Raw genomic sequence first — 23,877 nt, 5'->3', positions numbered from 1 at the left:
ATTTTTTATTTATATTAAAATTTTCTATCTCCATAACTTCTACAAATTTGTTTCATATACTCATGCCATAAGATTAAAAGGAGGACGCCAAATGAAATCAGGTATAAAATCCAAAACATTGCGAATCGGCGGCATGACTTGTGTTAACTGTCAGAATAAAATCGAAAAAAAACTGCGAAATACCGCAGGCATACAATCCGCTACGGTAAGTTATAATGCAGGGACTGCCGACGTCACATATGATACGGACATTATTTCTTTAAAAGATATTATTTCAGTAATTGAACGACTGGATTATGAGGTGTTGATGGGAAATGATAAGGGGGCATCGGGAAACAGCCGCACAGTAGGGCTGCTTCTTATAATTTTTTCCCTCTATATTTTCATACAGCAGTTTGGTCTTTTGAATATGCTCGTTCCAAGCCAGCTCGCGGAAGCAAATATGGGATATGGGATGCTTTTTGTTATAGGCCTGATTACATCTGTGCACTGTGTGGCCATGTGCGGCGGCATTAATCTGTCTCAGTGTATTCCGGGGAGGCCTCTTGAAGAGGAAAGCAGTCGTTTCGCTTTTCTCAGACCGGCATTTTTATATAATTTCGGACGAGTAATCTCATATACAATAGTAGGATTTATTGTCGGAGCACTGGGATCGGTGTTTACTTTTTCCAATACGATGCAGGGAGCCTTGAAGCTGGCGGCTGGAGTCTTCATGGTAATTATGGGAATCAATATGCTGGGAATTTTTCCATGGCTTCGCAGACTCAATCCGAGAATGCCCAGGGTATTTGCCCGAAAAATCAATGCGGAAAAGGGAAAAAGTAAAAGTCCTCTTATTGTAGGTCTTTTAAACGGATTAATGCCTTGCGGTCCTTTGCAGGCGATGCAGATTTATGCCCTTTCCACCGGAAACGCTTTTGCGGGAGCGATGTCGATGTTCTTGTTCAGCATGGGAACCGTACCTTTGATGTTCGGACTTGGTGCGGTAGGAACGGCACTTGGCAAAAAGTTCACTAATAAGATAATGCCTGCCGGAGCGGTGCTGGTGGTGGTGTTAGGTTTGTCCATGTTTTCCCAAGGTGTGAATCTGGCGGGAATTTATCAGCCCTTGTCCTTTGCCAAGGAAGGCGGCAGCGAACAAACAGACGTCGTGGGCGAGAAAACAGAGGATGGAGAGCAGGTAGTAAACAGTACGCTTTCCTCCGGCAGGTATCCCGATATCACTGTTCAGGCAGGGATGCCGGTAAAATGGGTTATTGACGCACCACAGGGCAGTATCAACGGATGCAACAACGAAATATATATTCGGGAATATGGTATTCAGCACAAATTTACAGAGGGTGAAAACATTATAGAATTTACCCCTGAAGAAACGGGAACCTTCCAGTATACCTGCTGGATGGGGATGATCCGCGGTACCATTACTGTTGTGGAGGGAGGGGATGATGATTCTTCGGAACCCATCGCTTTTGACAGTACTCCGCCCGCCCCTGAGCCGGAAGTCTCCGACTATGTGATACCTGTAGAAAATATTGTCATAGCGGAGCCCATAATAGACGACTCAGGCAACGATATGCAGCAAATAACCATAACTTTGACGGACGACGGTTTTCAGCCGGCAGTTGCAATTGTTCAGACAGGCATGAATGTATTATGGAACATTGACAATCAGTCCGCGAGCGGACAGGGATTGGATCAAATAATTGCTCCGGCATATTACGCCCAGCTTTCATTAGCAAAGGGTGAGAATTCCTTGTACTTTTTGCCTTCGGCGGATTTCGAGTTCTATGACGGAAGCAATCAGTTCTTTGGATATATAAAGGTAGTGGACAGTCTGGATAATATTGATCTGGAAGCTGTAAAGGCGGAGGTCTCTTCTTACGAGACGCTTGTGTATCCGCAGGAATACTTTACGCAGGCGGCGGGTGCATCATGTTGTCAATGAGAATAGATGTAGCAGCTCTGATGACTGAACTGTTACGAATAGATACCACGGTAGAAAGGAGTTGACAGCATGGATTTATTATTGAGCCACTGGCACTGTATCGTACCGGCAGCAGCGATTTTAATCGGGATACTTCTGGTAGGACGCAATAAAAAGCAAGGCGATGACGAGACAACTTTAAAATGACAAAATAAGAAGTCAAAAGGAGAAAAGAGAATGTTTTCATTTAACAGGAAAGTAGCTATGAAATCCAACAGAAAAAATAATGAAATAACGGAAGAAAAAAAAGAAAAGAAATTCAGAAAAGGTGCAGCATGTATAGTTTTGATACTTTTACCCACACTTTTATTGGCGGCTTGCGGACAGAAAAATAATGCGGTTTCTGAAACCGAAACGGCAAAAGCGCAGCAGTCTGTAGAAGAAAGTACTCCGCAGGCTGTAGAAGAAAGCACTTCGCAGTCTGAAGAAACGGAAGCATCGACGGGTGAGGATTTGATCATTCCCGTGTCAGATATTACGGAGGAAGCTTCTTTTTACCCGGTTACGGTGGACGGAATCGACATGGAGATCATAGCGGTCAAGGCCTCTGACGGAAGCATCCGTACGGCTTTTAATACTTGTCAGATATGTTACAATTCCGGCAGAGGCTATTATAAGCAGGATGGTGACAAGCTGGTATGCCAAAACTGCGGTAATCAGTTCCCGATGGAGCAAGTGGAAGTAGAAGCCGGCGGATGCAACCCATGGCCGATTTTCGATGAAAACAAAACGGTAACGGATGACTCCATTACTATATCGTACAGCTTTTTGCAAGAATCAGAGCAAATATTCGCTAACTGGAAATAAGAATAATATTTCACTTTTTTTACAAAAGATTAAGGTTGAATGTGCATGGAACAGTTTACCTCAATACCGTTGTTTTTAAGATAATCGGAGCCCCAGCCATACATGGCCAGTAAAATAGGGCGAATGCTCATACCCAGTTCGGTAAGGGAATATTCCACTTTAGGAGGCACAACCGGATATACCTTGCGGCATATCAAATCGTCTTCCTCCAATTCCCGAAGCTGCTGGGTGAGCATTTTAGGCGTAGCCTGCGGAATAAGTTTACGCAGTTCCCCAAAGCGAAGCGTGGAATCGATCAAATGCCAGAGAATAAGAGCTTTATATTTTCCCCCAATCATTTTAAGGGTAATTTCTACGGGACAATTATAAACCATAACAGCATACCTCCTTTATTATTTAAATATAAACAATTATTTGAATTATGATACAACGCCGGCAAACAAAGGTCAAGTGCCGGAAAGCTGAAAAAAACATTACAGTACCTTTTTAGGTACTATTATACAATAAAGTGCGTAGTTGCAAAAAGAATTATTTGCGTTAAAATGAAATTATGATAAAAGCAACTGCCAAATGGTAATCCTGCAAATGCATGATAATTATGGGCTTTGTAATAGTCAAAAGTCTAAGATATGCAGATATGGATATAGAAAGGAGATAAATACAAGATGGAAAGTCGAGTATTAGACATACGTGGCATGACCTGTGCGGCTTGTGCCGGGAGAATTGAAAAAACTGTCCGCAAGCTGGACGGCATCGGTCAGGCGAATGTAAATCTTGCCAGCGAGAAGTTGTTTGTTGAGTATGACAACGCTTTGATCGAACTGGATGACATTAAGAACAGAGTGACGAAAATAGGCTATGAGGTGGTGGAAAAAGCCGCCAGCCAGAATGTAACAATCCCTATTGGAGGGATGTCCTGCGCAGCCTGCGCAAAGAGAGTGGAAAAGGCAGTTGGAAAGCTGGAGGGTATAGAAAGCGTATCGGTAAACTATGCCACCGAAAAAGCTTCTGTGTCCTATTTTCCCCATCAGGTACGGCTTTCCGCTATTCGTGAAGCTATTGAAAAAGCCGGATATCAGGCTTTGGAAGTGAATAAGGCGGATGCGGCCGACGAGGACAGAATACGAAAGCAGAAGGAGATACGTACTCTTTGGACGAAGTTCATCGTTTCTGCAGTGTTTTCTCTTCCGCTGTTATATATAGCGATGGCTCCCATGATTCAGTTCGTGCGCCTTCCATTTCCTGCAGCGCTGAACCCCATGCAGTTTCCTTTGATTTATGCGATGCTGCAAATCATACTGGTCGCTCCGGTCATCGGCGTGGGTTACAAATTTTATGTGATAGGATTTAAGGCTCTCTGGCAGAGAAGTCCGAATATGGACTCTCTTATCGCGGTAGGAACTACATCTGCAGTTATTTACAGCGCTTATAATGTATTTCTGATTGCAAAAGGAAATTCGCATGCGGTAGAGTCCCTCTATTTCGAGACAGCAGGGGTCATCATAACCCTGATTCTTCTTGGAAAATCGTTGGAAGCGGTATCCAAGGGACGTACCGGAGAGGCCATTAAGAAGCTGATGGGGCTGGCTCCCAAGACGGCGATTATTATTCATAATGGCGTAGAAAAGGAAATACCGATCGATGAAGTGGAAGTAGGAGACATCATTGTTGTAAAGCCCGGTGCGAAGATACCTGTTGACGGAACGGTAATCGAGGGTAACACAGCAATTGATGAATCGATGCTTACCGGCGAGAGTATGCCGGTTGATAAAAAGGCGAACGATGAGGTCTATGCCGCATCCATCAACACAACCGGAACCATTCGCTTCCGTGCGGAAAAGGTCGGAAGCAATACGGTGCTGGCACAGATCATCAAGCTGGTGGAGGATGCGCAGGGATCAAAGGCGCCCATCGCTCAGATGGCGGATATTGTATCCGGCTATTTCGTGCCGGTAGTCTGCCTCATTGCCCTTCTGGCAGGAACGGCATGGTTCTTTGGAACGGGCGGAGATGTGAAGTTTGCGCTGACCATTTTCATTTCGGTGCTGGTAATTGCGTGCCCTTGTGCGCTGGGTCTTGCGACACCGACGGCCATTATGGTCGGCACGGGAAAGGGTGCGGAGAACGGTATTTTGATAAAGGGCGGCGAAGCGTTGGAAATCGCTCATAAAATCAATACCATCGTATTCGATAAGACGGGTACGATTACGGAAGGAAAGCCCACCGTTACGGATATACTGGCGGCGGCGGGAACGAAAGAAGAGCAGCTTCTTCAAATCGCAGCTTCGGCGGAAAAAAGCTCCGAGCATCCTCTTGGGCAAGCGATTGTGTCCAAGGCAGAAGCAAAAGGGTATGATATTCTTAAAGTGGATAACTTTACGTCTATTACGGGGCGCGGCATCGAGGCACTGATAAGTGGCCAGACCGTTTTGGCAGGCAACCGTAAGCTGATGGAGGAAAAAAATATAGACTTAAAGGATTTCGAATCTGTTTCCGACCGTCTGGCTGAGGAAGGCAAGACTCCGATGTATATAGCGCTTGACGGTGAATTAGCAGGTATTATCGCCGTGGCGGACGTAGTAAAGCAAAGCAGCAGGGCAGCCATTGACAGCCTTCATAAAATGGGCATCGAGGTAGCGATGATTACCGGCGACAACAAGAGAACCGCTGCAGCCATCGCCCGTCAGGTAGGTATTGACCGCGTCCTTGCGGAGGTACTTCCTCAGGATAAGGCCAGCGAGGTGAAGAAGCTTCAGGAAATGGGGCGTAAGGTTGCTATGGTAGGTGACGGAATCAATGATGCTCCGGCATTAGCTCAGGCGGACATTGGTATTGCGATCGGCTCCGGTACGGACGTGGCGATGGAAAGCGCAGATATCGTGCTCATGCGCTCCGATCTTATGGATGTTCCTACTGCAATTCATTTGAGTAAAAAGACAATTTTAAATATAAAGGAAAATCTTTTCTGGGCCTTTGGTTATAACGTAATCGGTATTCCGGTTGCCGCCGGCTTACTCTACTTGTTCGGCGGTCCGCTACTTAACCCGATTTTTGCAGCAGCGGCCATGAGCTTAAGCTCAGTTTCCGTATTGACTAATGCCTTGCGATTAAAGCGATTCAAGCCGGTTACGGTGAAAGGAGAAGTGAATTAATATGAAGAAAAATGTAAAAATTATTATTGCAGCAGCGGTTGCTGTGGTGGTTGTAGCGGCCTTCCTGCTCGTTCTTGTTAACACGGCAGACAGCAGTCTGGATGTGATCGGAAAGGGCTCCAGCACTTCTTTTGCAGAGGTTTTGCAAAAGATACCGGAGCGTGTTAAAATAGATGATGAGAACAGCGGCTATAGTCTGGAAGCACCGGATGATACGGTACGTTTTATATGGAGCGGAGATTACAGCAGGAGTCCTCTCTACGATGCAATGCTTGAATTCGATGTACAGCCTTTTCTCGATGCGGGACTGGATGCAGGAAAGCTGCCGGACAATTATACCTTGTCCGGAGATAAGCTACTGGCCGGAGTGAAGTTCGAGGACGGGAACGTTAAGGAAGGCGCAGCGGCTACTCCCCTTGCTGCCTATGAGAGGATCGTGGATCAGCATAGAGACAGAATAAACTATCATTCCGCCATGGACCACTTCGGTGTGAAGCTGGATGGAGGAAATATGTTCGAGTGGGCGAAGGATATGGATACGAATACGGTAACGGGCGATGTTCAGGATAAGGATATTGTATTCGTATTGGATCCCGAGGCGCTGATAGAGGCAGGCGTTTCTCCTGAAAAAGTGGAAGGCTGGGCGTATGCTACGGTAAAGGTCGAAGAAAACGGGAAGATGGTAGAAGTGTACAAATTTTTAAAACCCTTTGACTTAAATGAATAAAAGCAAACTGAAAATAAACGAACTAAAAATGTACTGAAGTAAACAAATAGGAGGTTTTCCAAGATGGAAAAAGTGATTTTGAATGTGGATGGTATGTCCTGCGAGCATTGCGTAAAGGCTGTTAACGGCGCGGTAGGCGCTTTGCCGGGTGTATCCGGTGTAGTTGTGGATTTGGAAGGCAAGACGGTAGCGGTAGAATTCGATGCTTCCAAGGTGTCCGTAGATGAAATTAAAGCAGAAATCGAAGACCAGGGCTACGATGTAGTCGCATAATCGATTTGAGAAATGGAGCTGTTATGCCGGGCGCGAGCAAAAATATATTGGTTGTAGACGATGAACCTAAGATACTCGAGGTGATTTCCGCACTTTTGGAGAGCAAGGGCTTTCATGTATTTCCCGCCGAGAGCGGCGGGAAGGCCCTCGAGATATTCGATAGGGAGAATATTACGCTGGTAGTTTTGGATTTGATGCTGCCCGATATTTCGGGCGAGGAGGTCTGCAGGGCGATACGAAGGAAGTCGAGAGTACCGGTCCTGATGCTTACTGCCAAGGCGGAAGAGAATGATTTGCTGTATGGCTTGGAAATCGGCGCTGACGATTATATCACCAAGCCTTTCAGCTTAAAGGAATTATATGCGCGCATGGAGGCCATTTTGCGAAGGACGCAGAATGACCTTATGCCGTTAAACGTGAGAAATTCGTTTCATAACGGCGATTTCATTGTGGATTTTGAAAAAAATTTTTTTCAGAAGTCGGGACATACAGTCAGCCTGACGCCCAATGAAATCAAAATATTGTCGGCCCTCATCAAATATCCCGGGAAGGTATTTACCAGAGAAGAACTCATTGGAATTGCATTGGGCAGCGAGTTCGAGGGCTATGACAGGGCTATCGACAGTCATGTCAAAAACCTGCGCCAGAAGATCGAGGATGACCCGAAAAAGCCGGTATATGTCCTGACCGTTCACGGACTGGGCTACAAATTTGGAGGCGATTAGAATTATGCGGAGTTTAAGAACCCAGCTGTCTTTATCCATACTGCTGATCGTGTTGGTTACTGTGGCGCTCACCAGTGTATTTTCCAATTGGTTCATCAACCAGGAGTTCGAGGACTACATCGCCAGGCAGGAGCAGGTACGAAGCGAGAATATCGTAAGCGATCTGGGTGCCCAGTACAATGGGCTCACGCGCAGTTGGAATCAGGACTTCCTGCATACCATAGGTATGTATGCTTTATATGAAAGCTATATTTTAAAAATTTATGATGTGGACGGAAAGCTGCTTTGGGATGCGGAGAATCATGACATGTCCAAATGCTGGCAGGTTATGGATGAGATTTCTGCACGAATGGAGAAGCTGAAGAAGGACGGAGGCTTTGTATCCCATACCTATGATATCGAACAGGGCGGGGAGAAGGTGGGCTCTGTTTCCGTTACCTATTACGGACCTTTCTTTTTCAGCGAGAATGACTTCCGCTTCATTAAGACACTAAATATCCTCCTGCTCATAATCGGCGCTCTGGCAGGATTTTTTTCTATTGTGGTGGGAAGTCTGATGGCTCGCCGGATAGCGAGGCCTGTGACGAAGACCGCCTATATCGCCAAGGAGATTTCAGAAGGAAACTACGATATCCGCTTTGAAAGCGAGACGAATACCAGAGAGCTTAACGATTTGGTAACCGCTATCAACCAGCTTGCAGATGCGTTAAATGAACAGGAGAATCTGAGAAAGAGACTGACTACGGATATCGCCCATGAGCTTCGTACTCCTCTTACCGCAGTAGGATCCCATCTGGAGGCAATGCTGGAAGGAGTATGGGAGCCTACGCCGGAACGGCTTTCCGGCTGTCATGAGGAGATACTTCGCCTTGGTAATCTGGTTGCAGATCTGGGGCGCCTGGCCAAGGTGGAGGGAGATAACCTGAAGCTGCAAAAGCAGCAGACAGACCTACTGGAAATTGCTAAGGCGGCCTTCGAAACATTGGAGGCGGAAGGAGCAAAGAAGGAACTTACCATGTCTGTAGGGGGAGAATCCTCTGTGATATCTGCGGATAGAAGCAGAATGCTTCAAGTGATGATAAACCTCTTATCCAACGCCGTTAAATATACGCCGGAGGGCGGAAGTATTTCCATACAAGTGTCGGATGCTCCGGGAGAGGGCTGTATTCGGGTGAAGGATAACGGCATCGGGATTCCGGAGAAGGAGCTGGCTCTCATTTTCGAACGATTTTACCGGACAGACAAGTCACGCAGCCGCAAAACGGGCGGCGCAGGAATCGGCCTGACTATTGCCAAATCTATCGTTGCAGCTCATGGCGGTACGATAACTGTAAGCAGTAAGGTGAATGAAGGAAGCTGTTTTACGGTGACTATTCCAAAAAAATAAAAGTGCATACGGCATGTAAAAAATCTGCGAAGGCAGATTTTTTTTGTAATAGGATTAGAGCGTCAAAAGTACCTTTTGACACCCTAACGATAATAAGAAAAGTACTCTTATTACACAAAAATCAAGGTGGATTTTTTCCATAAAATATATAAAATTTAATTTCATAAAAAGTGTTGACAATATAAATGATCAATAATATACTAAACCTATAGAATTGATAGGAATTGATTTCAATCGTGCGGCATCGCTTAGAAGCGCCGAAGGATGGGAAGCAGGTACGAGCGTATATATGCTTCTTTTTTTGCGCCGAAACGAAAGGGAGAAGGAGAGAGACGGATGGATTTGGAATTTATGAGAACACATTTGCAGCTTTATACCGAGGCGGCGTGGTTGACATTAAGAATAGCTGCTGTGGGAATTCTGCTGGCATTTCTGATCGGTCTGGTAACGAGCATAGTAAAATATTTGAAGATACCGGTACTGACACAGATAGCGAATACTTATATAGAACTGTCGAGAAATACTCCGCTTTTAATACAGCTTTTTTTTCTATATTTTGGCCTTCCCAAGCTGGGAGTGGTGCTTAGCTCAGAAAGCTGCGGGATTATTGGACTGGCGTTTTTAGGAGGCAGCTACATGTCGGAGGCGTTTCGTTCGGGACTAGATAATGTGGCGCAGATACAGACGCAGTCGGGATTAAGTCTGGGTTTTACAAACAGCCAGATATTCCGGCATATCGTACTTCCGCAGGCAGTATCAACCTCTGTTCCTCTGTTTTGTGCCAATGTTATTTTTTTGATAAAAGAAACTTCGGTGTTCAGCGCGGTGGCGCTGGCGGATCTGATGTTTGTCGCAAAGGATTTGATCGGCATTTATTACAAGACGGATGAAGCGTTGTTTATGCTGGTGTCGGCTTATCTGGTGATTCTGCTTCCGATATCCGTCCTTGCATCACTCATAGAAAGGAGAGTGCGCTATGCAGGATTTGGGGATACAAGTGCTGTTTCAGGGTAGGAATTTTATAAGGCTGTGGGAAGGCTTGTGGGTAACCCTCCGCATCGCGGTAATTGCTATGGCGCTTTCTATTTTGCTTGGTTTCCTTTTAGGAATGGTCATGACGATGCACAATAGGGCGGTGCGATGTATTACGAGGCTTTATCTGGAAACTGTCAGAATCTTACCTCAGTTGGTTCTGCTTTTCCTCGTATATTTCGGCGCGGCGAAGCATTTGGGAATCAACATGTCGGGTGAGACAGCGGCTATTATCGTATTCACTTTTTGGGGCACAGCGGAAATGGGCGATTTGGTGCGAGGCGCTCTCATCTCCACACCGAAACACCAATACGAAAGCGCAGGCGGCTTGGGGATGAATAAGCTGCAGACCTATTTTTATGTAATCATCCCCCAAACGATAAGGAGATTGCTGCCTCCTGCCGTGAATCTGCTTACAAGAATGATAAAGACTACATCTCTGGTGGTGCTCATAGGCGTGGTTGAAGTAGTAAAAGTGGGAAAACAGATCATAGACGCCTCGAGGTATCAGACGCCCACCGCCGCGCTTTGGATATATGGAGTGATATTTATCATGTATTTTATCGTTTGTTATCCGTTTTCGAGGTTGTCGCTATGGCTGGAAAAGAAATACGAAATTTAGAGAGGCAAAATGAAAAATGAATGAAGTTTTACAGGTAAAGCATTTGACGAAATCATATGAAAAAAACGAGCCGGTTTTGAAGGATATCAATTTTAACCTGCAAAAAGGAGAGGTTGTAGTCATTGTAGGGCCATCGGGATGCGGTAAGAGCACTTTTTTAAGGTGCCTGAATCTGTTGGAACCTATCGATGAGGGAAGTATCGTTCTAGGCGGTGAGACCATAGACAGAAAGGATAAGAACGTTCATCAGCACAGACAGAAAATAGGTATGGTCTTTCAAAGCTATGAATTGTTTCCTCATCTTAGCATTATGAATAACATTCTGCTGGCACCGATAAAGGTACAGAAGAGAGACCGGAAGGAAGCGGAACGGGAGGCATCAGCCCTGTTAGAGAGGGTGGGTCTGTCTGATAAAAAGGATGCGTTCCCAAGGCAGCTGTCCGGCGGGCAGAAGCAGAGAGTTGCCATAGTACGTGCCCTTATCATGAATCCGGAGGTACTGCTTCTGGATGAAATCACCGCGGCGCTGGACCCGGAAATGGTCCGCGAGGTGCTTCAGGTAGTGCTGAAACTGGCACAGGAGGGTATGACGATGGCAATCGTAACCCATGAAATGGAATTTGCAAAGGCGGTGGCGGACAGAGTCATATTTATGGATCAGGGAGTCATCGTAGAGGAGAATACGGCGAAGGAATTTTTCGCCTATCCTAAGACGGAAAGAGCAAAGCAGTTTCTAAATACGTTTCATTATGAAGCGTTAGAAATATAAACAAAATGAAGGAGGATTATTATGAAGAAGAAATTATTAGGAGTTATCTTGACGGCAGGTCTGTTAGCAGGTGTACTGGCAGGCTGCGGACAGACACAGGAGGCGGCTTCCACGGCTGCGCCGACAGCGGAAGAAACAGCACCGGCAGCAGAAAGCGAAGCGGCGGAGGAAGAAAGTGCTGCAGAGCCGGTTGCCGCAGAATCGGAAGACGCTTCCGCTTCGGCGCAGGCGAGAAGTTTAGAGGACATTAAAGCGGACGGAAAGCTGGTAATTGGCGTATTCAGTGACAAAAACCCTTTTGGCTACGTAGATGCCAACGGTGATGTACAAGGATATGATGTGTATTTTGCAAAGCGCCTTGCATTGGATCTATTCGGCAGTGAGGATGCGGTAGAATTCGTATATGTAGAGGCAGCCAGCCGCGTTGAGTATTTGAAATCCGCAAAGGTAGACATTATCCTGGCTAACTTTACCGTGACGGATGAAAGAAGCGAGCAGGTAGATTTCGCATTACCTTATATGAAGGTAGCCCTGGGCGTAGTTTCTCCGGAGGGCAGTCTGATAACGGATGTAGAGCAGTTGCAGGGAAAGACGCTTATCGTAGTAAAAGGAACTACGGCAGAAACTTATTTCCAGGAGAACTATCCTGAGATCAATCTTTTGAAATTTGATGAGTATCAGGAAGCGTATGACGCTCTGGCAGACGGAAGAGGAGATGCTTTCTCCACGGATAATACGGAAGTATTGGCTTGGGCTTTGCAGAACAAAGGCTTTGCGGTAGGTATTGAATCTATTGGAAATCTGGATACGATCGCTCCGGCGGTACAGAAGGGCAATACGGAGCTGCTTAACTGGATCAATGAAGAAATTGAGGGCTTGGCAGCAGAGCAGTTCTTCCACAAGGATTTCGAAGAAACCCTGAAGCCGGTATACGGAGACAGCGTGGATGCTGACAGCTTGGTAGTAGAGGGCGGAATTGTAGATTAATGAAGCATATTCATAAAAAATAGGACCGAAAGGTCCTATTTTTTTAAGTTCTTCTGTGCGGTGGAAAGCATCAGTTTTATTCTGTTCAACTGGTTTACCTCACTGGCGCCCGGGTCATAATCGATGGCAACGATGTTGGAAAGCGGATATTGCTTCCGAAGCTCCTTTATGACACCTTTTCCTACCACATGGTTAGGAAGGCAGCCAAAAGGCTGGGTACATACGATATTGTTAACATCCCCGTGTATCAGTTCCACCATTTCGCCGGTTAAGAACCAGCCTTCGCCGGTCTGATTGCCGATGGATACGATAGATTTCGCATAATTCACGATTTTGTATATGCTTACCGGAGGATGGAAGTGTTTGCTCTTCTCAAAGGCTCTCCTTGCAGAAGCGCGCAGGAATTCGATGCCGTCGATACCCAGTTTGGAAACGATGGCTGCTTTCTTGCTCATGCCAAGTTCCTCCGCTTTATATATTTGGTTATAGAAGCAGTAAAGCATGAAATCGATCAAATCAGGAACCACAGCTTCCGCACCCTCGGACTCCAAAAGCTCCACAAGATGATTGTTGGCGGCAGGAGCAAATTTCACAAGGATCTCGCCTACGATGCCGACCTTCGGCTTCACCTCTTCTGTAATGGGAATCGCGTCGAAGTCCTCCACGATTAAGCGGCACATCTTCCTGAATTTAAAATAATTCATATGCTTTGCGGATACGAAGTCCTGACACTGCTTCAGCCATTTCGCATGCACCTTCTCCACCGAGCCGGGCTCTTTTTCATAAGGACGCATACGGTAGATGCAGCGCATGAAAATGTCCCCGAAGATAGCCCCGTAGGCGGCACGCATAAGCAAATCCGCATTCAGGCTAAAGCCCGGATTGGTTTCGATGCCAGCCATGTTGAGAGATATAACAGGAATCTGAGGCATACCGGCCTTTTCGAAAGCCCTTCGTATAAAACCTACGTAGTTGGTAGCGCGGCATCCGCCTCCGGTTTGTGACATGATGACAGCTACTTTATTTAAGTCATATTTTCCTGACAAGAGAGCATCCATAATCTGCCCTACGACCATCAGGGACGGATAACAAGCGTCGTTATTTACATATTTAAGCCCTACGTCTACGGCATGCTTGTTGTCGTTAGACAATACCTCGAAGTTATAGCCGCAGGATCTGAAGGCCGGTTCTAATATTTCGAAATGAATAGGTGACATTTGGGGGCAGAGAATTGTATATTCCTCGCGCATTTTTTCCGTAAACTGAACCTTACGGATAGCAGAGGAGCGAATTTCCCGCTCCTGCTTTTTGCTATCTCTGACACGGATCGCAGAGAGCAGGGAACGGACACGAATTCTCGCCGCTCCAAGGTTGTTTACCTCGTCAATTTTTAAGCAGGTATAAATCTTACCCGAACCGGAAAGGATGTCGCTTACCTGATCGGTGGTAACAGCGTCCAGACCGCAGCCGAAGGAATTCAGCTGGATCAGGTCCAAATCCTCCCGTGTTTTTACATAGCTTGCCGCAGCATACAATCTTGAATGGTACATCCACTGGTCGGATACGATGAGGGGACGCTCCGGGTTCGCTAAATGGGAAACAGAATCCTCTGTCAGAACAGCAACGCCATAGGAGGTAATCAGCTCGGGGATACCGTGGTTGATCTCAGGGTCGATATGGTAAGGACGCCCGGCAAGGACGATACCATGCCTGCCGTTTTCTTCCAGATACTTTATCGTTTCTTCGCCCTTTTTCATCATATCGAGCCTTGCCTGATTCATTTCCTTCCATCCGGCATCCACTGCGTCGATAATCTCCCCAGCAGGAATCTCCGTAAATTCCTTGATTAAAGCTTCCGATATGGTCTTTACATCGCGGAAGGACATGAAGGGATTTCTTAAAACAGCTTCACCGCGTCCGATTTCTTCAACATTATTTTTTATATTCTCCGAATAAGAGGTTACAATAGGACAGTTATAGTGATTGTTGGCCTCCTCGAACTCATTGCGCTCATAAAAAAGAGCGGGATAGAAGATGAAATCCACACCCTCGTGAATGAGCCAGCTCACATGGCCGTGGGCCAGCTTAGCCGGATAGCACTCGGATTCACTTGGAATGGATTCGATGCCGAGAGAATAAATGTTGTGGTTGGAAAGAGGAGAGAGGACCACCTGATAGCCCAGCTTCGTAAAGAACATATGCCAGAACGGATAGTTCTCGTACATGTTGAGTACTCTTGGAATTCCCACCCGTCCTCTTTTTGCCTCGTCGGCAGGAAGGGGCTCGTAGCCGAATATTCTTTTTAATTTATACTCGAAGAGATTGGGGATCCCGTCCTCATTTTTTGTTTTTCCAAGTCCTCGTTCGCAGCGGTTGCCGGAAATATATTGCCTACCACCGCTGAATTTGTTAATGGTCAGACGGCAGTTGTTCGTGCAGCCCTTGCATTTCGCCATGCTTGTTTCGAATTGGAGCGCTTCTATCTGCTCGATAGAGAGCATGGAGGTATCGTAGTCCTGAGTATAGCGTTCGCGGGCGATGAGAGCGGCTCCGAAAGCGCCCATGATGCCGGCGATGTCGGGACGAATTGCCTTGCAGTCAGCAATTTTCTCAAAGCCTCGAAGGATTGCATCGTTATAAAAGGTGCCGCCCTGTACCACGATGTGCTTGCCCAGTTCCGAAGCGTCTGCTACTTTTATTACCTTGAACAGTGCGTTTTTAATAACGGAATATGCAAGTCCGGCAGAGATGTCTGCCACTTTGGCGCCTTCCTTTTGTGCCTGCTTTACTTTGGAATTCATAAATACGGTACAACGGGTACCGAGATCGATAGGGTGCTCTGCGAACAATGCGGCCTGAGCGAAGTCCTCTACGCTGTAGTTCAGCGATTTCGCGAAGGTTTCTATGAATGAGCCGCAGCCCGCAGAGCATGCTTCATTAAGCTGTACGCTGTCCACGGTCTGATTTTTGATTTTGATGCACTTCATGTCCTGACCGCCGATGTCGAGAATACAATCCACGGAAGGGTCGAAAAAGGCAGCGGCATAGTAGTGTGCCACCGTCTCCACTTCGCCGTCATCCAGCAAAAATGCAGCCTTCATCAGCGCCTCTCCGTATCCGGTAGAACAGGAGCGCACGATGTTTACATCCTCAGGCAGCAGTGTGTAAATCTCCTTGATGGAGCGGATTGCCGTCTTCAGAGGGCTTCCATCGTTACTGCTGTAGAAGGAATACAGGAGAGAGCCGTCTTCGGCTACGAGAGCCACTTTGGTGGTAGTGCTTCCGGCATCGATGCCGAGAAAGCAATTTCCATGATAGGATGCCAGATCCGAGGTGGCTACGTGATGTACGGAATGTCTGCTCTTGAATTCCATGTAGGATGCTTCGTTTTCAAAAAGCGGTTCCATACGTTCCACTTCGAAGTCCATTTTTATGTCGGAGGAAAGCTTTAAAACCATCTCCTCCATGGAGTAAAACACCTCTTCCTTTGCATTCAAGGCGGAGCCGATAGCGGCAAAAAGATGAGAATGTTCTGTATTGACAATGTGATCTTCATCCAGTTTCAGCGTGCGGATAAAGGATTCCTTCAGCTCGGATAGAAAGTATAGAGGGCCTCCTAAGAAAGCTACATGTCCCCTGATCGGCTTACCGCAGGCGAGGCCGGAGATCGTCTGGTTTACAACCGCCTGGAAGATAGAAGCGGAAAGGTCCTCTTTGGTGGCACCTTCATTGATGAGAGGCTGAATGTCCGATTTGGCAAATACACCGCATCTCGCGGCGATGGTATATAGGGAATGATACTCCTTGGCATATTCGTTCAGGCCCGAGGCGTCCGTCTGTAATAAAGACGCCATCTGGTCGATAAAGGAGCCGGTACCTCCGGCACAGATACCGTTCATACGCTGCTCCACATTTCCTCCTTCGAAATAAATGATCTTCGCATCCTCTCCGCCCAGTTCTATCGCTACGTCGGTCTGAGGAGCCAGCTCCTGCAATGTGGTGGAGACAGCAATGACCTCCTGTACGAAGGGAACCTTCAGATGATTGGATAAGGTAAGTCCTCCCGAGCCGGTGATCATTGGATGCAGCTCGATATTTCCAAGCTGATCGTATGCCTTTTGCAATAAGCCTGACAGAGTTTCACGGATGTTTGCAAAATGCCTTTCGTAATCTGAAAACAATATTTCATGGGCATCGTTCAAAATAGCTATTTTTACAGTGGTTGAACCGATATCAATTCCCAAAGTATAGCGTAATTCACTCATAGTATCCGCCCTTTCCTTTTTTGATATTTAGGCATGTTAAAACCGGAGCTTTCCTATTTATAATATATAGCGGATAGTCCTCAGACATGCCCAATCATTATACGACACGTAACTACAAAATGCAATGTTGATGCCGGAATATTTTCATTATATTTTTTAGAACATTTTGTAAAAAAACTGGATAAGAAAGTTAAATTTTTATTATATCTCGTGAAACCTTCTCCAGTTTATTTACTTTTACAGATGGGAATGTTAGAATATACTCGCATGTTTTTAGGCATAGAATGGAGGAATACACAAAAATGAGTAATTTTGAAAGAAAGTTCGGCAAGTATGCGATTAAGAACATTTCGCTGATGCTGATCATGTGTTATGCGGTAGGGTATTTGATCAATTTGATAAACCCTTTGTTTTTATCTTATCTGACCTTGAACCCCTATGAGATTCTGCATGGACAGATTTGGAGAATCCTTACTTGGATCATCGTGCCGCCGGATACTTCCAATTTGTTTTTCGTGTTAATTATGCTTTACTTTTATTATTCTATCGGAACGACCCTGGAGCGGTCCTGGGGAACCTACAGATATAACGTCTATCTGCTTTCGGGAATGCTTTTTACGGTAATTGGAAGCTTCCTTCTGATGGGCTATTGCTATATATTTAACGGGGATCTGATGGCGGCTTATGGAGCGAAGGATTTCTTCAGCGCGATTTCCTTTTACTTCAGCACATATTATGTAAATATGTCCATTTTTCTCGCGTTTGCAGCGACTTTTCCTGAGGCTCAGGTACTTCTTATGTTCATCATTCCGGTTCGCATCAAGTGGCTGGGAATTATATACGCGGTGATGCTGGGAGCACAGTTCCTTACGGGTAGCGTTTACAGCAGATTTGCGATGGGAGCGTCCTTGCTTAACTTCCTTGTCTTCTGGTTCACCTCGAGAAACCATATCCATATGTCGCCGAGGCAGGTAAAGCGTCGTCAGGAGTTTAAAAAAGAAGTGAAAAGAAGTACGGGAGTGACAAAGCATAAATGCGCGATTTGCGGCAGAACAGAAGTGGACAGTCCGGGGTTGGAATTCCGTTTCTGTTCCAAGTGTGACGGTAATTATGAATACTGCCAGGAGCATTTATTCACCCATGAGCATGTGAAACTATACTAAGCGGCAGGAGACAGAAGGTTGAAAGGAGTATGGGTATAAAGATGAACAAGGAGATTCTGTTCGCAAATACTTTGGAGGGACTGAAGCGGACTGCGAAGGAGCAGGGGAATTGTATATCGCAGGAGCAGATAACGTCTGCTTTTAAGGAGATGGAACTATCCCCGGAGCAGATGGAACTGGTCACCGATTATTTAAAAAAGCAGAGGATAGGGATAGGGCAGCCGGCGGAAGCGGAGGAATACCTGACGAAAGAGGAAACCGATTATCTGGAAGCCTACCTGGAGGAACTTAAACTCCTTGAACAAGCCACGGCAGGAGAGAGGGATGCGGTTATCTTGTCTGCCATGGCGGGAGATGTCCAGGCGCAGTCCCGACTTGTTGAGATTTACCTTCCCGAGGTAGTGGAAATCGCCAAACTGTACGGCGGACAAGGAGTCTATCTGGAGGATTTGATTGGAGAAGGCAATCTGGCTCTGGCGACGGGTGTAACAATGCTTGGATGCATGGAGCACTCTGATGAAGCGCAGGGAATGCTGGGTAAAATGATCATGGATGCCATGGAGGAGCATATTGCAGGAACTCTCCAGGAAAAGCAGACGGATAAATTGGTATTGGATAAGGTCAATGAGGTGACCGACCATGCCAGGGAGCTCGCAGAGGTACTGCAAAGAAAGGTGACGGTGGCAGAGCTTTCGCAGGAGAGCAAGCTATCGGAAGAGATTATTCTGGAAGCAATTCGCATGAGCGGAGACAATATCGAATATATTGAAAAGCGGTAAAATATGCGGATCTTAGACAATCGACCGCTCTCTGTCTACTTAGCAGAGAGCGGTTGTTATATTACAAATGAGTTTTGTTCTGCATATGTTTTTCTATTTTGCTAAAAATGATAGAGTATGATATGATAAAATTGCTGTTAATATATTGAAAATGGAGAAAATAACGATAAAAGAAGTTGGCGGGAAAAGGAGAACGACATTTAGTATGAGAGATATAGAAGAACTGAAGCGAAATATAAAGGATTTGGAAAGCTATGAAATTATAGAGGCGAGAGAGGTAAAGGATTTGAATTCCCACGGAGTACTTCTTCGCCATAAGAAGACGAGAGCGAGAATTACCGTATTGTCAAATGAGGATGATAACAAAGTTTTTTATATCGGCTTTCGCACTCCGCCTGAAGACAGTACCGGAGTGGCGCATATCGTAGAGCATACTGTGCTTTGCGGCTCCAGAAATTTTCCGGCAAAGGACCCGTTTATAGAATTAGTGAAGGGTTCTTTGAATACATTTTTAAATGCGATGACCTATCCCGATAAGACCGTTTATCCGGTAGCGAGCTGCAATGACAAGGATTTTCAGAATTTAATGCACATTTATCTGGATGCGGTATTTTATCCTAATATTTACAAAGAGGAGAAGATATTCAGACAGGAGGGGTGGCACTATGAGATGGAAAGCGCAGAGGATGAGCTGACGCTTAACGGAGTGGTTTACAACGAGATGAAGGGAACCTTTTCCTCGCCGGACGACGTTCTGGACAGAGAGGTTCTTAATTCCCTTTTTCCGGATACGCCTTACGGCACTGAATCGGGAGGAGACCCGGATGTGATTCCATCTCTTACTTATGAGGATTTTCTGGATTTCCACAGAAAGTATTATCATCCTTCCAACAGCTATATTTATTTATATGGTGATATGGATATGGCGCAGAAGCTGCGTTTTATCGACGAGGAATATTTGTCCCGCTTTGAAGCGCTTAACATAGACTCCCAGATTAAGCTTCAGGAGTTTTTCGAAGCACCCAGAGAAATATTCAAGGAATATTCGATTATGGAAGATGAGTCGGAGAAGGAAAATACTTACCTGACCTATAATACCGTAGTCGGTGATAATCTGGACAGAAAGCTGTATATCGCCTTTCAGGTGCTGGATTATGCTCTTTGCTCCGCACCGGGCGCGCCCTTGAAGCAGGCGCTGACAGATAAGGGAATCGGCAAGGAAATATACAGTACCTATGATAATGGGATTATGCAGCCATTCTTTTCCGTAGTGGCTAAGAATACGGACCTTTCCCGTAAGGAGGAGTTCGTGCGGACTATTGAGGAGGTGCTGGAGCGGCAGGCAGAAAACGGAATAGATAAAAAGGCGCTGGCAGCAGGCCTTAACTACTTTGAATTCAAATATAGAGAATCGGATTTCGGCTCTTACCCGAAAGGGCTTATTCTGGGACTTCAGGTACTTGACAGCTGGCTTTATGACGAGAGAAAGCCGTTGATCCATGTGGAGGCGAACGATACTTTTGCGGCACTCAAAAAAGAAATAGAAACCGGATATTTTGAAGAACTGGTAAAAAAATATCTCCTTAACAACACTCATAAGACGGTGCTGGTGCTCTCACCCCAGAAGGGCCTGACCTCCAAAAAGGAGGCCGCACTGCAAAAGGAGCTTCAGGAATACAGGGAAACCTTAAGTGAACGGGATTTGGAGAGAATCATAGAGGAGACGAAGGCGCTGGAGCGCTATCAGGAGGAACCCAGTTCCAAGGAGGATTTGGAGAAGATACCTCTTTTAACGAGAGCGGATATGAAAAAGGAAGCGGAGGACTTTGTCAACGAGGAGCGGTATTCGGACGGCACCCTGATATTGTTCCACAATATATTTACAAATGGCATTGGCTATCTGCGGTTCGTCTTTGACATCGGCAGCGTACCGGAGGAGCTGTTCCCTTATATCGGCATATTGAAGCAGGTGTTGGGCATGGTGGATACGTTAAATTACAGCTACGGCGATTTATACCACGAGACGAATATAAAGACCGGCGGCATTGACATGGTAGTGAATACTTATTCCAATGCGCTGAATCTGGATGATTACAGTATGAAACTCGAAATCAAAGCAAAAGTACTGTATGAAAATTTGGAGGAGGCTTTCAAGCTGGTAGAAGAAATCGCACTCCATTCCAAGTTCGACGATACCAAGCGCCTGTATGAAATCATTGCAGAGGTACAGTCCAGAATGCAGGCTACTATGACCTCATCAGGCCATTCTCTGGCGGCAATAAGAGCATTGTCTTACATCTCGGGTACGGCGGCGGTGGCGGAACAGATAAGCGGCATTCCGCAGTATCGTTTGTTAGAAAAGCTGGAATCGCAGTTCGAAGATGAGAAAGACGATTTGATCGAGAAATTAAAGCAGCTTGCGGTATATATCTTCCGGCCGGAGAACCTCATGGTGGATTACACTGCAACTGAAAAAGAATATCCTGGAATTGAAACGATGGTGAGAGAATTTAAAAAAGGTCTGTATACTTTTCCTGTGGAGAAAAAGAAATTTGAGCCTAAGCTTGTAAGGAAGAACGAAGGGTACCTTACCTCCGCACAGATACAGTTCGTATGCCGTGCGGGCAACTTCATTCACGAAGGGCTTCCCTACACCGGTGCGCTTAAAGTGCTTAAGGTGATGATGGGTTACGATTTCCTCTGGAACAGAGTGAGGGTAAAGGGCGGCGCTTACGGCTGCATGTGCAATTTCAGTAAATCGGGAGACAGCTATTTCGTATCTTACAGAGATCCCAATTTGGAGAAAACAGTGGAAGTATATGAGAATGCGGCGGATTATATAAGCACCTTCGAAGCGGACGAAAGGACGATCACCCAGTTTATCATCGGAGCCATCAGCGATTTGGACGTACCAATGACACCGGCCACCAAAGGAATTTATTCCATGGGAGGTTATCTGACTAATTTGTCTTTCGACAGGGTGCAGCAGGAAAGGGATGAGTTGCTTGCCACGACGGCAGAAACCATAAGAGGGTTGTCGGAATATATCAGAGCTTTTATGAAAGAGGACTGCTTATGTGTGGTGGGAAATGAAGAGAAACTTAAAGAGAATGAAGCGATGTTCATGAATATCGAGCCTCTTTTTCATTAATTGATCATTGCAGCGATGGAAGGATAGGGGATTATTATGGAAAAATTACGGATAAAGAACTGGAAATATAAGCTGTGGGCAGCGATAATAGGTGTAGCTGTGCTCGGTTTTTCAGGCTGTGGAAGTGTAAGCTCTTCCACGGCGGACAGTGCGGCGGTGCCCCAGGAAGCCAGTGATGCCGATTATGGGGGATACGCCTCTGATGAAGTGTATGTGCAAGAATATGAAGTGGCCAGCGAGGAGTCTGCACCCGCAGAGGCAGGGGGAACTTCCGCAGAAATTTCCGTGAAATCCAATCGTAAATTGATTGAGACAGTGAGCATGGACGTAGAGACGGAGGTTTTCGACGAACTTCTTCCCAAGGTGGAAAGTAAGGTGTCGGAGCTTGGCGGCTATATGGAGAATCTGAATGTCTATAATGGAAGCAGCAGATACGGGCAAAACAACAGGTCTGCCAACCTTACTATTCGAATTCCGAGGGAGAGACTGAATGATTTTGTGACGGCGGTATCAGACATATCCAACGTAACAAGCCGCTCCGAGAGTACGCAGGACATCACCCTTCAGTATGTGGACACAGAAAGCCATAAAAAGGCTTTGGAGGTGGAGCAGGAGCGGCTGTTAGAACTGCTTGAAAAAGCGGAAAGTATGGAGGATATTATCGCTATAGAAGCACGGCTGTCGGAAGTGCGCTATCAGCTTCAGAGTATGGAATCTCAGCTTCGTACTTACGATAATCTGGTAGATTATTCTACCGTGTACTTAAATATCCGCGAGGTAGAGGTGCTGACGCCCTCCCTTCAGGTTTCTGCATGGGAAAAAATATCTGTGGGATTCATAAGCTCCATGAACAATGTAGGAAACGGAATCAAAAATTTCTTTATCTATTTCATTATCTGGTTGCCATATATTGTCTTATGGGCGATAGTTATTATACTGGCTGTGTTGCTTATTCGGCATTTCATTAGGAAAAAGGATAACAAAAGCAGCGGCTCCCTCTTTCACAGGTATAAGCAAAAGAAAGAGGATAAGACGGAGAGAATCGAGTCAAACAAAGCGGAAGCGAACGAAAGCAAAAGTGAGGAATAAAATGTGAACGATAATTATAAATCAGGATTTGTTACCTTAATAGGCAGGCCCAATGTAGGGAAATCAACGCTGATGAACCACCTGATCGGACAGAAAATTGCGATTACAAGTAATAAGCCCCAGACCACAAGAAACAGGATACAGACGGTCTACACCTCTAAGGAAGGCCAGATCGTCTTTGTGGATACGCCGGGAATCCATAAGGCGAAGAATAAGCTGGGAGACTATATGGTGCGTGTTGCGGAACGGACTATGTCCGAGGTGGACGTCATTCTCTGGCTGGTAGAGCCCACTGCTTATATCGGAGCGGGCGAGCGGCATATCATCGAGCAGCTGAAAAAGGTCCGGACTCCGGTCATTCTCGTCATTAACAAAACGGATACGGTGAAAAAGCCTGAGATATTGAATTTTATCGATGTTTATCGAAAAGAGATGGATTTTGCGGAAATCGTGCCGGTATCGGCGCTTAAGGGCGACAACACGGATGCGCTCATAAGCTGTATTATGAAATATCTGCCCTATGGACCGGCATTTTATGATGAGGACACCGTAACTGACCAGCCGGAACGCCAGATCGTGGCGGAGCTTATAAGAGAAAAAGCACTCAGGTGCTTAGAGGATGAGATACCTCACGGAATCGCGGTATCCATAGAAAGCATCAAATACCGGAGGAGCAGCAAGGAATCGATTGCCGATATTGAGGCCACCATCGTTTGTGAAAGAGAATCTCACAAAGGAATCGTCATAGGAAAGCAAGGCGCCATGCTTAAAAAGATAGGCAGCAAGGCGCGGCCTGAAATCGAAGATATGCTGGAATGCCGCGTGAATCTGCAGCTTTGGGTAAAGGTAAAAAAAGATTGGCGGGACAGCGATTTCCTTATGAAAAATTTTGGCTACAATCCAAAAGAATCCGAATAGGAAATCCAAAAAAAGCGAACCCTAATATTAATACTGAAAGTGAAACT

General features: G+C 46.0%; 18 protein-coding genes. 16 read left to right on the top strand and 2 right to left on the bottom strand.

The genetic code is table 11. The annotated features are described in order from the left end of the window. Window positions 1-91: 91 nt before the first annotated feature. Together V6984_RS14040 and V6984_RS14035 are read left to right on the top strand one after the other, a co-directional pair. Window positions 92-1,945: a sulfite exporter TauE/SafE family protein gene (locus V6984_RS14040; RefSeq protein WP_342756242.1), complete on the top strand. Its 1,854-nt coding sequence runs from the start codon at window positions 92-94 to the stop codon at window positions 1,943-1,945. A gap of 216 nt (window positions 1,946-2,161) precedes the next feature. Beyond that, on the top strand, window positions 2,162-2,791 hold the full coding sequence (locus V6984_RS14035) for a DUF2318 domain-containing protein (RefSeq protein ID WP_342756241.1): 630 nt from the start codon (window positions 2,162-2,164) through the stop codon (window positions 2,789-2,791). 29 nt (window positions 2,792-2,820) lie between these two features. Here V6984_RS14035 and V6984_RS14030 read toward each other — a convergent pair whose 3' ends face one another. Then, a complete protein-coding gene (locus V6984_RS14030) occupies window positions 2,821-3,165 on the bottom strand; it encodes a helix-turn-helix domain-containing protein (protein ID WP_342756240.1) in 345 nt (114 codons plus the stop codon). A gap of 291 nt (window positions 3,166-3,456) precedes the next feature. Here V6984_RS14030 and V6984_RS14025 point away from each other — a divergent pair, with 291 nt between their 5' ends. The 9 genes from V6984_RS14025 (at window position 3,457) to V6984_RS13985 (ending at window position 12,465) form a co-directional block, all read left to right on the top strand. Continuing rightward, window positions 3,457-5,943 (top strand): heavy metal translocating P-type ATPase, encoded by a 2,487-nt coding sequence (locus V6984_RS14025; protein ID WP_342756239.1) that lies wholly within the window; start codon window positions 3,457-3,459, stop codon window positions 5,941-5,943. Between the two features lies 1 nt (window position 5,944). Next, window positions 5,945-6,670: a hypothetical protein gene (locus V6984_RS14020; RefSeq protein WP_342756238.1), complete on the top strand. Its 726-nt coding sequence runs from the start codon at window positions 5,945-5,947 to the stop codon at window positions 6,668-6,670. A 63-nt stretch (window positions 6,671-6,733) separates the two neighbouring features. Further along, a complete protein-coding gene (gene copZ, locus V6984_RS14015) occupies window positions 6,734-6,943 on the top strand; it encodes a copper chaperone CopZ (RefSeq protein WP_342756237.1) in 210 nt (69 codons plus the stop codon). Window positions 6,944-6,966: 23 nt separating this feature from the next. Beyond that, entirely contained in the window at window positions 6,967-7,668 is a 702-nt protein-coding gene (locus V6984_RS14010) for a response regulator transcription factor (RefSeq protein ID WP_342756236.1), read from the top strand. Between the two features lie 4 nt (window positions 7,669-7,672). Further along, window positions 7,673-9,055: a HAMP domain-containing sensor histidine kinase gene (locus tag V6984_RS14005; RefSeq protein ID WP_342756235.1), complete on the top strand. Its 1,383-nt coding sequence runs from the start codon at window positions 7,673-7,675 to the stop codon at window positions 9,053-9,055. 336 nt (window positions 9,056-9,391) lie between these two features. Further along, window positions 9,392-10,069, top strand: a complete 678-nt coding sequence (locus V6984_RS14000) for an amino acid ABC transporter permease (protein WP_342756234.1) — start codon at window positions 9,392-9,394, stop codon at window positions 10,067-10,069. Continuing rightward, a complete protein-coding gene (locus V6984_RS13995; protein WP_342756233.1) occupies window positions 10,032-10,709 on the top strand; it encodes an amino acid ABC transporter permease in 678 nt (225 codons plus the stop codon). The genes V6984_RS14000 and V6984_RS13995 overlap by 38 nt, the downstream gene beginning before the upstream one ends. A 16-nt stretch (window positions 10,710-10,725) precedes the next feature. After that, window positions 10,726-11,478: an amino acid ABC transporter ATP-binding protein gene (locus tag V6984_RS13990; RefSeq protein WP_342756232.1), complete on the top strand. Its 753-nt coding sequence runs from the start codon at window positions 10,726-10,728 to the stop codon at window positions 11,476-11,478. Window positions 11,479-11,499: 21 nt separating this feature from the next. After that, a complete protein-coding gene (locus tag V6984_RS13985; protein ID WP_342756231.1) occupies window positions 11,500-12,465 on the top strand; it encodes a cysteine ABC transporter substrate-binding protein in 966 nt (321 codons plus the stop codon). 35 nt (window positions 12,466-12,500) lie between these two features. Here the strand turns inward: V6984_RS13985 and V6984_RS13980 are convergent, their stop codons facing one another. After that, window positions 12,501-16,730, bottom strand: coding sequence for an acyl-CoA dehydratase activase-related protein (locus V6984_RS13980; protein WP_342756230.1), 4,230 nt, complete (start codon window positions 16,728-16,730; stop codon window positions 12,501-12,503). A gap of 302 nt (window positions 16,731-17,032) precedes the next feature. Here V6984_RS13980 and V6984_RS13975 point away from each other — a divergent pair, with 302 nt between their 5' ends. From V6984_RS13975 to era, 5 genes are all read left to right on the top strand, one after another. Then, window positions 17,033-17,893, top strand: coding sequence for a hypothetical protein (locus V6984_RS13975; protein ID WP_342756229.1), 861 nt, complete (start codon window positions 17,033-17,035; stop codon window positions 17,891-17,893). A gap of 29 nt (window positions 17,894-17,922) precedes the next feature. Further along, entirely contained in the window at window positions 17,923-18,672 is a 750-nt protein-coding gene (locus tag V6984_RS13970; RefSeq protein ID WP_342756228.1) for an RNA polymerase sigma factor region1.1 domain-containing protein, read from the top strand. Between the two features lie 205 nt (window positions 18,673-18,877). Next, on the top strand, window positions 18,878-21,823 hold the full coding sequence (locus V6984_RS13965) for an insulinase family protein (RefSeq protein WP_342756227.1): 2,946 nt from the start codon (window positions 18,878-18,880) through the stop codon (window positions 21,821-21,823). A gap of 36 nt (window positions 21,824-21,859) precedes the next feature. Then, window positions 21,860-22,912, top strand: coding sequence for a DUF4349 domain-containing protein (locus V6984_RS13960; RefSeq protein WP_342756226.1), 1,053 nt, complete (start codon window positions 21,860-21,862; stop codon window positions 22,910-22,912). A 3-nt stretch (window positions 22,913-22,915) separates the two neighbouring features. Beyond that, window positions 22,916-23,830 (top strand): GTPase Era, encoded by a 915-nt coding sequence (gene era, locus V6984_RS13955; RefSeq protein ID WP_342756225.1) that lies wholly within the window; start codon window positions 22,916-22,918, stop codon window positions 23,828-23,830. The last annotated feature ends 47 nt before the right edge of the window (window positions 23,831-23,877 follow it).

It is taken from the genome of Kineothrix sp. IPX-CK (assembly GCF_039134705.1).
Classification (GTDB): domain Bacteria; phylum Bacillota; class Clostridia; order Lachnospirales; family Lachnospiraceae; genus Kineothrix; species Kineothrix sedimenti.
This window is presented reverse-complemented; position numbering and strand designations above follow the sequence as displayed.

What these genes read in the sequence shown, in the direction of transcription:
- V6984_RS14040 (WP_342756242.1), top strand. Translation starts at nt 92, where the DNA reads ATGAAATCAGGTATAAAATCCAAAACATTGCGAATCGGCGGCATGACT.
- V6984_RS14035 (WP_342756241.1), top strand. Translation starts at nt 2,162, where the DNA reads ATGTTTTCATTTAACAGGAAAGTAGCTATGAAATCCAACAGAAAAAAT.
- V6984_RS14030 (WP_342756240.1), bottom strand. Translation starts at nt 3,165, where the DNA reads ATGGTTTATAATTGTCCCGTAGAAATTACCCTTAAAATGATTGGGGGA.
- V6984_RS14025 (WP_342756239.1), top strand. Translation starts at nt 3,457, where the DNA reads ATGGAAAGTCGAGTATTAGACATACGTGGCATGACCTGTGCGGCTTGT.
- V6984_RS14020 (WP_342756238.1), top strand. Translation starts at nt 5,945, where the DNA reads ATGAAGAAAAATGTAAAAATTATTATTGCAGCAGCGGTTGCTGTGGTG.
- copZ (WP_342756237.1), top strand. Translation starts at nt 6,734, where the DNA reads ATGGAAAAAGTGATTTTGAATGTGGATGGTATGTCCTGCGAGCATTGC.
- V6984_RS14010 (WP_342756236.1), top strand. Translation starts at nt 6,967, where the DNA reads ATGCCGGGCGCGAGCAAAAATATATTGGTTGTAGACGATGAACCTAAG.
- V6984_RS14005 (WP_342756235.1), top strand. Translation starts at nt 7,673, where the DNA reads ATGCGGAGTTTAAGAACCCAGCTGTCTTTATCCATACTGCTGATCGTG.
- V6984_RS14000 (WP_342756234.1), top strand. Translation starts at nt 9,392, where the DNA reads ATGGATTTGGAATTTATGAGAACACATTTGCAGCTTTATACCGAGGCG.
- V6984_RS13995 (WP_342756233.1), top strand. Translation starts at nt 10,032, where the DNA reads ATGCAGGATTTGGGGATACAAGTGCTGTTTCAGGGTAGGAATTTTATA.
- V6984_RS13990 (WP_342756232.1), top strand. Translation starts at nt 10,726, where the DNA reads ATGAATGAAGTTTTACAGGTAAAGCATTTGACGAAATCATATGAAAAA.
- V6984_RS13985 (WP_342756231.1), top strand. Translation starts at nt 11,500, where the DNA reads ATGAAGAAGAAATTATTAGGAGTTATCTTGACGGCAGGTCTGTTAGCA.
- V6984_RS13980 (WP_342756230.1), bottom strand. Translation starts at nt 16,730, where the DNA reads ATGAGTGAATTACGCTATACTTTGGGAATTGATATCGGTTCAACCACT.
- V6984_RS13975 (WP_342756229.1), top strand. Translation starts at nt 17,033, where the DNA reads ATGAGTAATTTTGAAAGAAAGTTCGGCAAGTATGCGATTAAGAACATT.
- V6984_RS13970 (WP_342756228.1), top strand. Translation starts at nt 17,923, where the DNA reads ATGGGTATAAAGATGAACAAGGAGATTCTGTTCGCAAATACTTTGGAG.
- V6984_RS13965 (WP_342756227.1), top strand. Translation starts at nt 18,878, where the DNA reads ATGAGAGATATAGAAGAACTGAAGCGAAATATAAAGGATTTGGAAAGC.
- V6984_RS13960 (WP_342756226.1), top strand. Translation starts at nt 21,860, where the DNA reads ATGGAAAAATTACGGATAAAGAACTGGAAATATAAGCTGTGGGCAGCG.